Annotated in this window: 13 protein-coding genes; 5 read left to right on the top strand and 8 right to left on the bottom strand. The window is 70.7% G+C overall.

What is annotated here, in order from left to right; all coding sequences use genetic code 11:
- Position 1: 1 nt before the first annotated feature.
- Positions 2-799, bottom strand: a complete 798-nt coding sequence (locus BMW85_RS14105) for a 2-keto-4-pentenoate hydratase (RefSeq protein WP_091081379.1) — start codon at positions 797-799, stop codon at positions 2-4.
- A complete protein-coding gene (locus BMW85_RS14100; protein ID WP_091081378.1) occupies positions 792-2,201 on the bottom strand; it encodes an aldehyde dehydrogenase family protein in 1,410 nt (469 codons plus the stop codon). Before BMW85_RS14100 ends, BMW85_RS14105 begins: the two co-directional genes overlap by 8 nt.
- Positions 2,202-2,321: 120 nt before the next feature.
- Here BMW85_RS14100 and BMW85_RS14095 point away from each other — a divergent pair, with 120 nt between their 5' ends.
- Positions 2,322-2,909 carry a VanZ family protein gene (locus BMW85_RS14095; RefSeq protein WP_218155772.1) on the top strand — a complete coding sequence of 196 codons (588 nt, stop codon included), beginning with the start codon at positions 2,322-2,324 and terminating at the stop codon, positions 2,907-2,909.
- Between the two features lie 152 nt (positions 2,910-3,061).
- Positions 3,062-3,814 carry a GntR family transcriptional regulator gene (locus tag BMW85_RS14090; protein ID WP_091081375.1) on the top strand — a complete coding sequence of 251 codons (753 nt, stop codon included), beginning with the start codon at positions 3,062-3,064 and terminating at the stop codon, positions 3,812-3,814.
- Between the two features lie 566 nt (positions 3,815-4,380).
- On the opposite strand, the gene BMW85_RS14080 is transcribed toward BMW85_RS14090, so the two are convergent.
- Positions 4,381-5,535: a coiled-coil domain-containing protein gene (locus BMW85_RS14080; protein ID WP_091081372.1), complete on the bottom strand. Its 1,155-nt coding sequence runs from the start codon at positions 5,533-5,535 to the stop codon at positions 4,381-4,383.
- A 149-nt stretch (positions 5,536-5,684) separates the two neighbouring features.
- On the opposite strand from BMW85_RS14080, the gene BMW85_RS14075 reads away from it, so the two are divergent.
- On the top strand, positions 5,685-6,206 hold the full coding sequence (locus tag BMW85_RS14075) for a gamma carbonic anhydrase family protein (protein ID WP_177240673.1): 522 nt from the start codon (positions 5,685-5,687) through the stop codon (positions 6,204-6,206).
- On the opposite strand, the gene BMW85_RS14070 is transcribed toward BMW85_RS14075, so the two are convergent.
- Complete coding sequence (locus tag BMW85_RS14070; protein ID WP_143082274.1) at positions 6,178-7,080, bottom strand: DUF1349 domain-containing protein; 903 nt, start codon at positions 7,078-7,080, stop codon at positions 6,178-6,180. The genes BMW85_RS14075 and BMW85_RS14070 overlap by 29 nt on opposite strands.
- 53 nt (positions 7,081-7,133) lie before the next feature.
- On the opposite strand from BMW85_RS14070, the gene BMW85_RS14065 reads away from it, so the two are divergent.
- Together BMW85_RS14065 and BMW85_RS49555 are read left to right on the top strand one after the other, a co-directional pair.
- Positions 7,134-8,474 (top strand): hypothetical protein, encoded by a 1,341-nt coding sequence (locus tag BMW85_RS14065; protein WP_091081368.1) that lies wholly within the window; start codon positions 7,134-7,136, stop codon positions 8,472-8,474.
- Between the two features lie 215 nt (positions 8,475-8,689).
- Positions 8,690-8,851: a hypothetical protein gene (locus BMW85_RS49555; protein WP_020540796.1), complete on the top strand. Its 162-nt coding sequence runs from the start codon at positions 8,690-8,692 to the stop codon at positions 8,849-8,851.
- A 115-nt stretch (positions 8,852-8,966) separates the two neighbouring features.
- On the opposite strand, the gene BMW85_RS14055 is transcribed toward BMW85_RS49555, so the two are convergent.
- From BMW85_RS14055 to BMW85_RS14040, 4 genes are all read right to left on the bottom strand, one after another.
- Positions 8,967-9,248, bottom strand: coding sequence for a metal-sensitive transcriptional regulator (locus tag BMW85_RS14055; RefSeq protein WP_026213852.1), 282 nt, complete (start codon positions 9,246-9,248; stop codon positions 8,967-8,969).
- A gap of 38 nt (positions 9,249-9,286) precedes the next feature.
- The gene (locus BMW85_RS14050; RefSeq protein ID WP_091081365.1) at positions 9,287-10,354 is read right to left on the bottom strand and encodes a glycosyltransferase; all 1,068 of its coding nucleotides are present in this window, start codon (positions 10,352-10,354) and stop codon (positions 9,287-9,289) included.
- Complete coding sequence (locus BMW85_RS14045) at positions 10,351-11,145, bottom strand: hypothetical protein (protein WP_091081363.1); 795 nt, start codon at positions 11,143-11,145, stop codon at positions 10,351-10,353. The genes BMW85_RS14050 and BMW85_RS14045 overlap by 4 nt, the downstream gene beginning before the upstream one ends.
- A 148-nt stretch (positions 11,146-11,293) precedes the next feature.
- Positions 11,294-13,399 carry a (Fe-S)-binding protein gene (locus BMW85_RS14040; protein ID WP_091081362.1) on the bottom strand — a complete coding sequence of 702 codons (2,106 nt, stop codon included), beginning with the start codon at positions 13,397-13,399 and terminating at the stop codon, positions 11,294-11,296.
- Positions 13,400-13,462 lie beyond the last annotated feature (63 nt).

Below are 13,462 nucleotides of genomic sequence, written 5' to 3'. Positions count from 1 at the left end.
CTCACTGCGTGAACACCGCCCGCACCGATCCCAGCCCCTCGACGTGGGCCTCCAGCACGTCGCCGGGCCCTACCGGCACGACCGGGCCGAGGGTGCCGGTCAGCACGACCTCGCCCGCCCGCAGCGGCCGTTCGGTGCGGCCGAGCCGGTTGGCCAGCCAGACGGCGGCGTTGACCGGATGGCCGAGGCAGGCCGCGCCCGTCCCGGCGGACACCTGCTCGCCGTTCCTGGTCATCGTCATGGCGGCGGCGCGCAGGTCGAGGCCGCGCAGCGGGACCGGGGTGTTGCCGAGGACGTACACGCCGGAGGAGGCGTTGTCGGCCACGGTGTCGAACAGCCCGATGTCCCAGCCGGCCACGCGGGAGTCGGCGATCTCGATGGCGACCAGCGCGAAGTCCACCGCTCTCAGCACGTCGGCGGCCGTGAACGGGCCGCCCGCGAGGTCCGCGCCGAGCACCAGCGCGATCTCGGCCTCGGCGCGCGGCTGCAGCAGCCGGTCGTACGGGATGGGCAGCCCGTCGAGGTGGGCCGCGTCGGCGAAGAGCGGGGCGCAGGTCGGATGGTCGATGCCGAGCTGCCGCTGGACGTCCGGGTTGGTGACGCCGACCTTGCGGCCGGCCGGCCGCCGTCCCTCGGCCAGCGCCGTCTCCGTGGCGAGGTCCTGGACGGCGTAGGCGTCGGCGAGCGTGCCGATCAGGTCACGGACCGGCGCGCACGGTTTGCCGGTGCGCGCCGCCTCGGCCAGCCGGTCGGCGGCATGCGCCCGCGCGTCCACCGCCTGCGACCATTCGTCATGCATCGGGTTGCTCCATCTTGATGGTGATCGTGGTGGGTTCGGAGTAGAAGTCCAGCGACTGGGTGCCGCCCTCCCTGCCGATGCCCGACAGGCGCAGCCCGCCGAAGGGCGTGCGCAGGTCGCGCAGATACCAGGTGTTGACCCAGACCAGGCCGGCCTCCAGACGTTGCGCCACGCGGTGTGCGCGGTCGAGGCCGCCGGTCCAGACCGCCGCGGCCAGGCCGTACTCGCTGTTGTTGGCCAGGCCGATCGCCTCGGACTCGGTGTCGAAGGGGGTCACGTGACACACCGGGCCGAAGATCTCCTCCCTGTTGAAGCGGGACCACTCGGACAAGCCTGTCACCACGGTGGGATCTACGAAATAGCCCGAGTCGCGCTTGTCCCCGAAGGACGGCGTGCCGCCTCCGGCGAGCACCTTGGCTCCCTCCGAGCGGGCCAAGGCGTAGTAGGACAGGACCTTCTCGCGGTGCTCGGCCGAGATCATCGGCTGCGGCACGACCTCCTGGGCGCGGGCCGCCAGCCGGGCGCCGAACTCCTCGAAGATCGGGCGCTGGACGTAGAGGCGCTCGGTGCACAGGCAGACCTGGCCGCCGTTGGTGAAGACGGACCTGACGCAGCCCTCGACCGCGCGATCCAGGTCGCAGTCCTCGAAGACCAGGGCCGCGTTCTTGCCGCCCAGCTCGAACGAGACCGGCTTGACCCGGTCGGCCACCGCTTTCATGATCGCCGAGCCGGTCCCGGTCGAGCCGGTGAACGTCACGGCGTCCACCCAGGGGTGCTCGACCAGGAGCTGCCCGGCCGAGCCGTGGCCGTAGATGATGTTGACCACGCCCGGCGGCAGCCCGGCTGCGGCGCAGATCTCGGCGAACACGGCGGCCGAGCCGGGCGTGTGCTCCGACGGCTTGACCACGACCGTGTTGCCGGACACCAGGGCGGGGGCCAGCTTCCACGTCATGAGCAGGAACGGCAGGTTCCACGGAACGATCACCGCGACCACGCCGAGCGGCCTGCGCACGGTGTAGGAGAGCACGCCCGACAGGTGGAACGCCTCGTCGGGGCGGTGAGCGGCGATCTCGGCGAAGGCTCGGAAGTTCGCGATGCCGCGCGGGATGTCGAGGGTGCGGGTCTGGTCGAGCGGTTTGCCGGTGTCGGCGATCTCGGCCGCCACGAGGTCGTCGAAGCGCTCCTCGATGCCCTCGGCGAGGCGCCGCAGCCACCCCGCCCGTTCGGCCACCGGCAGCGCGGCCCAGTCGCGGGCCGCCTCCCGCGCGGCGCGCACCGCCCGGTCCACCACCTCCGGGTCGGCCTCGCCGACCTGTCTGATCACCGCGCCGGTCATCGGGTCGTGGACCGGGAAGGCCGTGCCCGCGGCCACCGGCTCGCCGCCGATGAAGTGGGTCAGCACTGCGGTCTCCTCCTTCCGGGGGTTCCGGAGCTCCTGGTTGCCCTGGGGGACGACGGGACCCCTCGATCGCAATCGTCTCCCCCGACCAGGCAGGAGAGGACTCGGAGAAGACCTGTCCGAATGGACATCTTCCGGTACCCCTTGATCGCTGTCCATCATGAGCGGATGGCGCAGACGTGGGAATTGTGGGGATCCGTCATTATTGCTGGTACGTTTGCGCTGTTCCTGACCCCGCTCGCGGTCGTGCTCCTCTTCCGCCGCCGCGCCCGCGCCGGCCACCCCGCGCCGCTGCGCACGGCGATCGCCGACGTGGTCATCACGGTCGGCACGGCCCCGTGGATCTGGATGATCCTGACCCCCGCGAACGGTCCCGGCGGCGTCGGGCTGGTCCCGTTCGCGGACCTGGCCGACCTCGCCTCGGCTCCGTGGCAGACGGTGTTCGTGCAGGTCGGGGGCAATCTGCTGGTGTTCGCGGCGCTGGGCGCGCTGCTGCCGGTACGCACCGCGGCGATGGCCTCAGCGGGCCGGGTTGCGGCGGTCGCGGCGGCCTTTTCGGTCCTGGTCGAGGTGCTGCAACTCGTACTGGATCTGGGGCGTTTCTCGTCCGTGGACGACGTCCTGCTCAACACGGCGGGCGCGATGATCTCCGCGTCGGTTACTCGCCGCTGGTGGGCCGGGCGGATACCGGCCGCGACGATTGCCCGGTAACGGTCCGCTTAAACGCGGCGTACTTCACCACACGGGCACGATCAGCTCAAAAACAGCTCGCGACCAACCCTTGTATCTGTGCGATCGTGGACAAGACGGGGCAAGTTCTCTGGAGACGCCACAACCTGGTTGGTGACAGAGGGTGATCAAAGTTGTCTGAATCCCCGGTACCCCATGAGCCCCCTATCTATCGCCGCATCGCCGACGGTCTCCGCGCCCGGATCCTCGCCGGCGAGCTGCGTGACGGGGACCGACTACCGGGCGAGAACGCGCTGATGGCCGAATACGCAATCGCACGAGCCACCGCCAGGCAGGCGCTTGCCGTACTGATCAACGAAGGGCTGGCGGTGCCCAGACGAGGTTCGGGGGTATACGTGCGGCTGTTCAAACCCATCCGGCGGCACGGCGCACGCCGGCTGTCACGCGAGCAGTGGGGTCAGGGCCGGGCCATCTGGGACGCCGACACCCACGGCCGGCCGTTCACCGTCGATCACCTGGAGGTGGCTCGGGAGCGCGCGTCCGAGCACGTGGCGGGCATCCTCGACAGCGCCGAGGTGTGGGCACGCCGCCGCCGCTACTCGGTCGACGCCAGACCCGTGCAGCTCGCGGCCTCCTACTTCCCCGCGCACCTGGTCCAGGACAGCGCGATCACCCTCACCGACACCGGTCCGGGCGGCGTCTACGCCCGGCTGGGCGACCTCGGCGCGGCCCCCGCCCACTTCACCGAGGAGGTACGCGCCCGCATGCCGCAACCGCGCGAGAGCGCGCTGCTCGACCTGCCAGGCGGCACCCCCGTCATCGCCATCACGCGCACGGCGTACACGTCGGGCGGGCTTCCCGTCGAGGTCAACGAGATGGTGCTGGACTCGGCGGCATACGTACTCCAGTACGATTTCGACGCCTAGTTCAACCCGATCTGTCAAGCGTTAGGTTGACCTGCCCTTGAATTCTCTAGAGAAGTCATTCATCGTCTAAGGAGATGGAAACCTCACCTGGGGCCCCCGGAAGGCAAACAGCGATGTCCTTTGATCGGCACCTCGCCGAGATCGCCCGGGAGTATCCCCAGTGGACCATCTGGCGGAGCGACGCGGGCCGCTGGTGGGCCACGAGGCACCATCCGCTGAGCGCCGAACAGCGCGACGCCGGATGCGCGATGACCATCGACGCGGACGACCCGGAGGGCCTGCGGGACCACCTCCGGGACCAGGAACGACGGGCCGGCGAGCCGCAGGACTGGGGAGCCGGCCCCGCACCACCCCGACGTCCAAACCGGCGTCCGCGGCGGGAGCAGCCCGCCGCAGGCGCACACGAGCAGCCCGGTGCCGGGTCCAGCGTCTCGGCGGCCCCGGCACCGGGCCACCAGAACGACGGGGCCACGAGCGCGGAAGCCTCCGACCCAATCGGGGGCGGAGGCTTCCGCTCCTGACGCCGCTCGTTCCGGAGCCTCAGGAGGCGCGCGTCACTCAGGGGGTTACTTCGGAGGCACGCGGACGACGGTGACCTGCGTGTCGTCGGAGACCGGCCGCTCCTCGGCGCCGGCCTCCTGCGGCTGCCGCTGCTCCTGCCGCTGCTCCTGCCGCTGCTCCTGCCGCTGCCGCTCCTGCTGCTGCTGTTCCTGCCGCTGCCGCTCCTGCTCCTGCTGCTCCTCGTCGTCGTCGTCGACGATCACCCGCACGTCGTCCTGCGGGTGGGGCTGCTGCCGCTCCTGGGCCTGGAGCTCCTCCTCGGACGGGGCCGCGAGCTGGGGCTGCTGCCGCGGGGGCGCGATGGCCTCAGGCACCAGCGGCCCGGCGCCCGCCTCGGTGCGCATGAGGTCGCCGAGCACCGAGCCGATCTCGTTGAGCCGCCGCACCACCTCGGTGTGCGTGTTGGTGAGGTAGTCCACCCGCCGGCCCGCCTGCTCGTCCAGCGCCGCCGTACGCCGCCGCGCGGCGGTCAGCATCGCCTCGCCCTCGGCCTGCGCGCCCATGAGGATCTGCTCCGCCTGGGCGGCGGCGTCCTTCATGAGCTGCTCGGACTCGGCCTGGGCCGTGGTCAGCAGGCGCTCCGCCTCGTTCCGCGCCCCGCGCACGGTCTCCTCCGCCTCCGCGCGGGCCGAGGTGAGCTGCTCGTCGGCGTCGGCGCTCGCCTGGGACAGCATGCGCTCGGCGGCCTGCGTGGCCTCGTTCACCCGGCGCTCCGCCTCCGCCTGGGCGGAGGTGAGGATGTTCTCGGCGGTCTCGCGGGAGGTCGTCAGCAGCCGCTCGGCCTCGGCCCTCGACGTCTCACGCAGGTGGGCGGCCTCGGCGTTGGACGTCTCACGCAAGTGGGCGGCCTCGGCCTCCGCCTCCGCCCTCTTGGCCGCGGCCTCCTCCTCGCCGAGCTTGAGTATCTGGGCGAGCCGCGGGCTCAGGTCCTCGTAGCTCTGTGGCGTCTCGACCATGCGCCGCCGGGCCTCCGCCAGCTCGATGCGGCCCTGCTCGGCCTGGTCGATGGCCCGCGCCAGCCGCTCCTCCAGGTCACGGATCTGGTTGCGGGTGCGGAGCATGTAGTCGTGGACCTGGCGGCGGTTGTAGCCGCGCATGACGACCTCGAAGGTGTCCTCTTGCATCAGGTCGGGGAAGCTGCTGTCGTGCTGGTTCGTCATGGGAGATACCTAAGGGTGGATTGCGTGAGGCGGGGAGAACTGCGGGTTGTGAGGGGCTGACAGCGAGACGTCAGAAAACGACTTTCCTGCCATCTGCCCACGTCCGCAACCGGAACGCCATACCCGGGCCGGGAATTACGATGTGTCGAATGTACATAGCAGCATTGGATGCCGGGGCCGCCCCCGACATCCATCCCGAGGCGTTCATCGCCCCAGGCGCGACCGTGGTCGGCCGGGTCAGCGTCGGCCGGGCGTCGAGCATCTGGTACGGCTCCGTTCTTCGGGGCGACGACGAGCGGATCGAGATCGGCGAGGAGTGCAACGTACAGGACCTGTGCTGCCTCCACTCCGACCCCGGTGAGCCCGCCGTCCTGGAGGATCGGGTGAGTCTCGGCCACAAGGCCATGGTCCACGGCGCCCACGTCGAGTCCGGCGCGCTGATCGGCATCGGCGCGATCGTGCTCGGCGGCGCCCGCGTCGGCGCGGGCACGCTGGTGGCCGCGGGAGCGCTGGTGGGCCCCGGCAAGAAGATCCCGTCGGGCGTGCTGGTCGCCGGGGTGCCGGGCCGGATCGTACGCGAGCTCACCGACGACGACCGGGCCTCCTTCGCCCGCACCCCTGACAACTACATCGCCAAGGCACTCAGGCACCGGCGGGCGTCAAGGCTTTGACGAGCACGTCGTCCGGCACCGACCGGTCGTTCAGCGGGTCGGCGTAGTCCGGCAGCTCGGGCCGGAGGAACCTGACGAAGTCGACGGTCAGTTTTAAGTCGGGCAGGCCCTTGACCTGCCGGGCGTTGGCCTTCGCCGGGTCCTGTTTGACGGCGCCGTAGCTGTCCCAGTCGGTGTAGGCGGTGACGCCCCACTGGAGGGCGTCGGGGAGGGTGGAGGCCCAGCGCTGCCCCACCTTCCACGTGCCGCCCTCCTCCTTGTAGAGCGCCGCGAAGGCGCGCCCGGCGCGGGCCAGGACGAGGTCGACCCAGCCGGACTTGACCGGGATCTCCTTCGGCTTGGAGCTGCCGTTCTCGGTCCACTTGACCTCGATCTGGCCGCTCTTCTCGCCGGTGCCGGTGGTGATGGAGACCCAGTTGGGGGTGGCGTACGAGCCGGGCTGGCGGGCCATGAGCCCGCCGAGCGAGAACTGCCGCTTGGGCCGGCCGCCGTTCTTGCCCTCGACCTTGACCCGCGCGTGCATGACGATGTCGCCGGCGAGGTCCTGGTAGAGGAAGGGGCCGCGGAAGCCGTCGAACCAGGCCGAGGTCCTGGGCTCCAGGTAGAGCATGCCCTTCACGGTCTTGTTCACGTCCAGCTTGGCGATCCGGTCGACGTCCTTCTCGGTGTCGCTCAGCTTCGTCCACATGGCGAGGTCGGTCGCCTTCGCGAACTCGGTCGAGGCCTCGCCCACCTCGCCGCCGGGGTCGGGAGGGGTGGCCCGGTCGAGCGTCAGCATGCCGGGCCCGGTGACCGTGGGGTCGGCCGAGGTCGTCGTGCCGCATCCGGCGAGCACGCTCGCGACCGCCAACGTCCCTGCTACCTTCGCCCTCATAGGCCACATTCTGCCGTGTCTCGCCGACAAGTGATCCACGACCGGCAAGTACGATGACGCCCGTGCCACCCTGGGATGCGTTCACCGCCACCGAGGCGGCGGTCCGCGCGATGGTCGCCGACCCGCGCTGGCCGGAGCTCCCGATGCCCGACCGCGCGCACGTCCTGGCCGCGAGGGTCCTCGTCACGCGCGACGGCGACCGGTGGTTGTTCGGCGCGCACGCCCGCTGGCACCTGCACGACCCGGCCTCGGGCCGCTGGCATCTCGCACCGCCGCCGCGGGGCGAGCGGGCCCGCGAGGTCCGGCACGCCGCCGCCGACCTGCCGCCTGACGTGGTGCCGTCCGGCCCCGACTTCCACGCCGAGCCCGGCTCCACGATGGCCTTCATCGGCCCCGACGTCTCCGCCGACCTCACCGAGCGGCTGCGCGTGCTCGTACGGGCCTGCGGGCGCAAGTCCGAATTCGACTACCCGCTGACGGCCTTCGGCGACATCTTCGCCAGGGACGTGCCGAGCACGGTCGCGGCCGTGTGGGGCACGATCATGTGGTGCTCGTACGCGCCGGCCTTCGACGGCAACGAGCGGCTGCTCACGGTCTTCGGCGAATACCTCCGCCGGCCGCTCCCCGGCGACGAGTGGGTGCGCTGGCTGCCCGCGCCGCCGCTGCTGGACCTCGTCACGATGGTGGTGGAGCGGGCGGAGGCCGGGCGCGTCAGGGAGTCGCGCCGGCTGGCCGCCGTGATGGCCGACACCGCGCAGATCCTGATGTCGGACACCCGGTTCCGGCCGCGGGCGCTGGCGCTGCTCACCATGGTCGAGCCCGCGCTGCGCGACCCCGGGCTGGACGACAGCCTGGCGGGCGCGGAGGAGGTGCGCCTGGCGTGGCTGGAGCGCACTCCGGCGCGGCTGGGCCGGGCGCTGCTGCCGGAGACGGACGTCGCGGCGCACTTCCTGCACGCGGTCTACGACCTGGCGGAGGCGCTGGCGTTCACGCCCGATCCGGTGCGGGCCACTGCGGGGTTCCTGGCCGACCTGGCCGACTCGCGGCGGCGGCTGCCCCCGCTGCTCGACCATCGGGTGCGGACGGCGTACGAGGAGCTGGAGCGGGCGGGGATGACCGAGACCTCGGTCGCCGACACGACCGAGCCCGAGGGGTTCGCGGCCGGCCCGCGCGGCGGGGTGTCGACCGTGCCGTCGCCGGTGCTGGAGGTGGCGCCGCCCGACCGGACGAGCGCGGCGGGGGTGCTGGGGGCGGCGTACGCGACGGGGCGGGCCTGGGAGCGACTGACGGGCGCCAAGGTGCCGGAGCGGGGCCTCGCGGGGCAGTCCGCGCTCGTGAGCAAGCTGGTGCACGAACGCGATGATCATCACGTGTGCGACACTGGTCACAACTAAACCACTAATGCCGCTATTTCCCTCTTACCTCGCCTGTATCGTTCTAACACCCGAAGGATCAGCAAATTCGCTGAATTGTGATCTCCGATTCGGGAAATGACCCCACTGGGGCCCCGGGGCGCCGAAAGGAATGACTCCGATGGGCCATGTCGCCCGAAGGGGGTCCCCCCGTAACCTCGGAGAGGGTGTGGGCTGCGGATGGAAAGGACGACGCGGTGGGGCACGACGACCTGGACTCTCGGGTCCACGACCGTGTCGCGTTGGACGAGATTGCGCTCTACGCCGAGGTGCTCACCGCCGTGGCTGTCAGCGAGCGGCGGCTGACCTTGGACGAACTCGACGACGCGCTCGGATTGCGGACTTCGGCGAGCCGCTGAAGAAGCATCACGACGATTACCGAGCCCCGGGGACCTAGTTCCCGGGGTTTCGCATAACTAGTCACTTGCGCGGGCCGCCTCCTACGAAAGGAGGATGCCGACCCGCACAAGATCTCTAGGACCGGACGAGGCGCGCGATGGCCGCCGAGGCCTCCTTCACCTTCGCCTCGGCCTCCGGGCCGCCGGTGTTGATCGCGTCGGCCACGCAGTGGGAGATGTGCTCCTCCAGCAGGCCCAGCGCCACCGCCTGGAGTGCCCGCGTGGCGGCGGAGACCTGGGTGAGGATGTCGATGCAGTAGGCGTCGTCCTCGACCATGCGCTGCAGGCCCCTGACCTGGCCCTCGATTCGCCGGAGCCGCGTCAGATATGCCTGCTTGTCTCCGCTGTACCCATGCATGGTTCTACGGTACCCGTAACCGGTATGGGGAGCGGGGATCAGCGGAGATCCGCGATCAGCTTCTCCCACTGACCGGCGACCTCGGCCGCCGCGTGCCTGGTCGCGGTGTCGAGCGCGCCCGCCGCGAGCGAGCGCCGCCTGCGCTCGTCGTCGATCAGGGCCAGCAGCGCCGCCGCGAACAGCTCCTCGTCGGCGCCGGACTCCGGCACCAGCACCCCGTTGTAGCCCGTGGCCACGAACTCGGCCGGCGCCCGCGCCCCCTCGTACGCCACCACCGGCACCCCGCAGCCCATGGCCTCCAGCACGGTCATGGCCTGGTCGTCGCCGCGCGAGGGGTTGGCCACGATCGACGCCTTGGCGAACTCGCCCGCGAGGTCGGGGGTGGTGCCCATGAAGTAGACGTGGTTGTGCAGGTCGAGCTCCTGCGCCAGGGCGCGCAGCCGGCGCTCCTCCGGGCCGCCGCCGTACAGGCGGAGCTGCCAGTCGGGGCGCTTGTCGGCCACGATCGCGAACGCCCGGATCAGCCGGTCGTAGCCCTTGGCCGCCACCCAGCGGCCCCCGGCCGCGACGATCCTGTTGTCCATGCGCGAGCGCGGCCAGGGGCCGCCCGGCAGCGCGTCCTGCACGAAGCGCACGGCGGGCCCGTCGTCGAGCAGCCTGCCCCACTCCTCCTGGCCGGCCTCCGTGGCCGCCACGACGGCGTCGAGGCGCGGGTAGAACCGCCTGACGGGCGCGGGCACGGCGGGCCTGGCCCACTCCCTGGCGAGCTTCAGCAGCTCGCGCGGCGCGTGCCTGGCGGCCTGGACGCCGAGCCCCGGCCTGGTCGTGACGAGCACGTCGCACCTGAGCCCGCGCAGCACCCGCCAGAGCGCGACCTCGGTGCGCACCTGGCCGCGCGGCAGCAGGTGCCGCACCCCCGGCCGGGCGTCCACGACGCTGCGCATGACGACGCGGGGGCCGACGGGGAAGAACGGCTTCTCCTTCTGGCGCCGCACGCTGATCACCTCGACCTCGTGCCGCTCCGCCAGGGCGTTGGCCAGGTTGAGCGTCGCGCGTACATCACCCCGCATGCCGTACGCGGACGGCAGGAGCAGGGCGATCCTCATACGCCCACCTCGATGCGCAACTCGTCGTCGGCGGTGTAGCAGGGCCGTACGGGCACGCCGTCGACCTCGGCCGCCGGGTAGTGGAGCCGGCGGCGCTTGCCGTCGACGTCGTCGAGGCGCGAGCCGAGCCGCAGCGGCGCGGGCACCCCCGCGACCTGGAGCGCGGGCTCCCACGTGCCCGCGCCGTCGGGGTCGGCGGCCAGCACGTCCACGAGCGAGACGGCCGCGTGGAAGCGCACGCCCTGGACGTACGCCGTGGCCGACACCCTGGCGCCGGCCTGCCGCCGGTCGAGGGTGAGGGTGGCCTCGTGGCGGGAGTCGTCGTCCTCCAGCCCGGTGTAGGTGAGCAGCCCCATGACCTCGAAGCGGCCCTCCCTGAACCACACCCTGCGCACCTCGGCCCCGGGCTCGGCGCCGGAGATCTTCAGGGCCAGGTAGCCGTTGCGGGTCCGGTAGGAGCGGTAGGCGAGGGTGCGCCGGCACAGCGCGTACGCGTCGAGGTGGTCGAGCGAGAAGCCAGGATCGACGCTCTGCAGGCGGCTGCGCCGGCCGTCATGGCGCAGGTAGGCGTCCCAGCGGCCGGCCGTGAGGTCGAGCGGCGCCAGCGAGACCGCCAGCGTGGCCTCGCGCGCCCGCGCCCCCGGCGTGCCGAGGCGCACTTCGCGCTCCACCCCCGTGGTGCGGTGCCGCAGGACGAGCTCGGTGCCTTCGCGGAGTGGTTCGTCGATGGCCAGTCGCAGGGAGAGCACGTCCGCCAGGGTCACCTCGGCGTCGGTGACGACGACGCCCATCGCGAGCCCCCTCCCCGTCGAATAGACCCATGCGACGTTGAGGTTACCGTGATTTTCCCGTTATGTGGATGGCAGATTTCTTGTGGTCACCCTTGTCGACGCACGAAACTCCTCCACACGGGGTGTGGAGGAGCTCCGTTTCGCGTCCTCAGGAAGCGCCCTTGACCGATTTGATCAGGAGCTGGGCGACGTCCACGACTTCCAGCGACTCCTTGGCCTCGCCGCTGTTCTTCTTCTCGTTGATCGCGTCACCGAGCATCACCATGCAGAACGGGCACGCGGTCGAGACCGTGTCGGGATTCGTCGTCAGCGCCTCGTCAACCCGCTCGGTGTTGATGCGCTTGCCGATCCGCTCCTCCATCCACATGCGCGCGCCACCCGCGCCGCAGCAGAAACCACGGTCCTTGTGCCGGTGCATCTCCTGCGTCTGCACACCCGGCACCTTGGCCATGATGTCGCGCGGCTGGGAGTAGACCTTGTTGTGCCGGCCCAGGAAGCACGGGTCGTGGTAGGTGATCTTCTCCTCGATCGGCGTGACCGGGGTCAGCAGACCCTCGTCCACCAGCTTGGCCAGGAGCTGGGTGTGGTGCACCACCTCGTACGTGCCGCCCAGCTGCGGGTACTCGTTGGCCAGCGTGTTGAAGCAGTGCGGGCAGGTCGCGACGATCTTCTTGACGCCCGCCTCGTTCAGCGTCTCGATGTTCTGCTGCGCGAGCATGTTGAACAGATACTCCATGCCCAGGCGGCGGGCCGGGTCGCCGGAGCAGGCCTCCATCGGGCCGAGCACCGCGAACTTCACGCCCGCGATGTGCAGCAGCTCCGCCACCGCCTTCGTGGTGCGCTTGGCGCGGTCCTCCAGCGCGCCCGCGCAACCGACCCAGAACAGGTATTCGGTGCCCTCGGGCATCTTGTCCTCGACGATCTCGACCTCGAAGTCGAGCTCGGCGATCCAGTCGGCCCGCTTCATCTCGGACATCCCCCACGGGTTGCCCTTGTTCTCCAGGTTCTTGACCATCACCCCCGCCTCCGACGGGAACGACGACTCCACCATCACCTGGTAGCGGCGCATGTCGAGAATGTGGTCGATGTGCTCGATGTCCACCGGGCACTGCTCCACACAGGCGCCGCAGTTGGTGCACGACCACAGCACGTCGGGGTGGATCACGCCGTCCTCGCCGACCAGCGGCTTGTCCAGCAGCGCCAGCACATCGGTGTCCTTGTGCTCGACGCCGTTCGCGGCCGCCAGCAGATAAGGGGCCACCTGGAAGGCGTGGTCACGCTGGTCCAGGATGAGCATCTTGGGCGACAGCGGCTTGTCGGTGTTCCAGGCCGGGCACTGCGACTGGCAGCGGCCGCACTCGGTGCAGGAGTAGAAGTCGAGGAAACCCTTCCACGTGGTGTCGCCGATCTTGCCCCGGCCGAGCCGCTCGGGGTCGAGGTCCTCGTCCTCGAAGTCGACCGGCTTGCCGTCCACCCGCATCTCCGGCGCGGCGCCGAGCCCGTCGGGGCGGCGCGAGAACAGCACGTTGAGCGGCGCGGTGAAGATGTGCAGGTGCTTGGAGTTCACCACGATGACCAGGAACACCAGCATGAAGCCGATGTGCAGCAGCAGCGCGATCTCCTCCAGCAGCCCGCTGGCCGGCAGCACCTCGCCCAGCCCCAGCGACGCGAACGCGCCGGAGGAGTAGGGCAAGTTGCCGTTGGCCGCGGCGGCGCCACGGGCCAGGAACAGCGTCCAGATGATGTTGAAGATCATGAACAGGACGAGCCACGCCCCGCCCAGGTGCGAGCCGGAGAAGCGGGACTTGCGGCCCAGCGTCTTCGGCGAGTTCTTCACCCGGATGATCGCGAAGGCGACCAGGCCGAGCAGACAGGCGACGGCGATGAAGTCCTGCAGGAACCCCAGGACCGCCCACTGCCCGATGAGCGGGATGTGGAAGTTCGGCCGGCCGGTGATCGCCCCTTGGATGATCGCGCCGTACGCCTCGATGTAGACGGTCAGCAGGATGAAGAACGCCCACATGACGAAGAAGTGCGCCACGCCCGAGGGCGTCCACTTCAGCAGCTTCTTCTGGCCGAACACCTCGACCAGCTGCGCCTTGAGCTCCTCACCCGCGTTGGCCTTGGCGTACTCGACACGCTCGGGCGCGGGCGGCCCCACGGTGGCGAGCTTGTACAGGAACTGAACCCGGCGGCCGGCGACGGCCACCGCCAGGACGGTCATGACAAGCCCGATGACGGCTACCCAGAGCACGGGGTCCTCCCACAGACGACGTTGGCTGTCGCTGGCTGTCAAGCGTACGTGCAGCCGTTATAC

The sequence above is a fragment of the Nonomuraea wenchangensis genome (assembly GCF_900111685.1).
GTDB lineage: Bacteria > Actinomycetota > Actinomycetes > Streptosporangiales > Streptosporangiaceae > Nonomuraea > Nonomuraea wenchangensis.
Note: the sequence above shows the minus strand (reverse complement) of the source record. Positions and strands in the feature narration are given on the sequence as shown.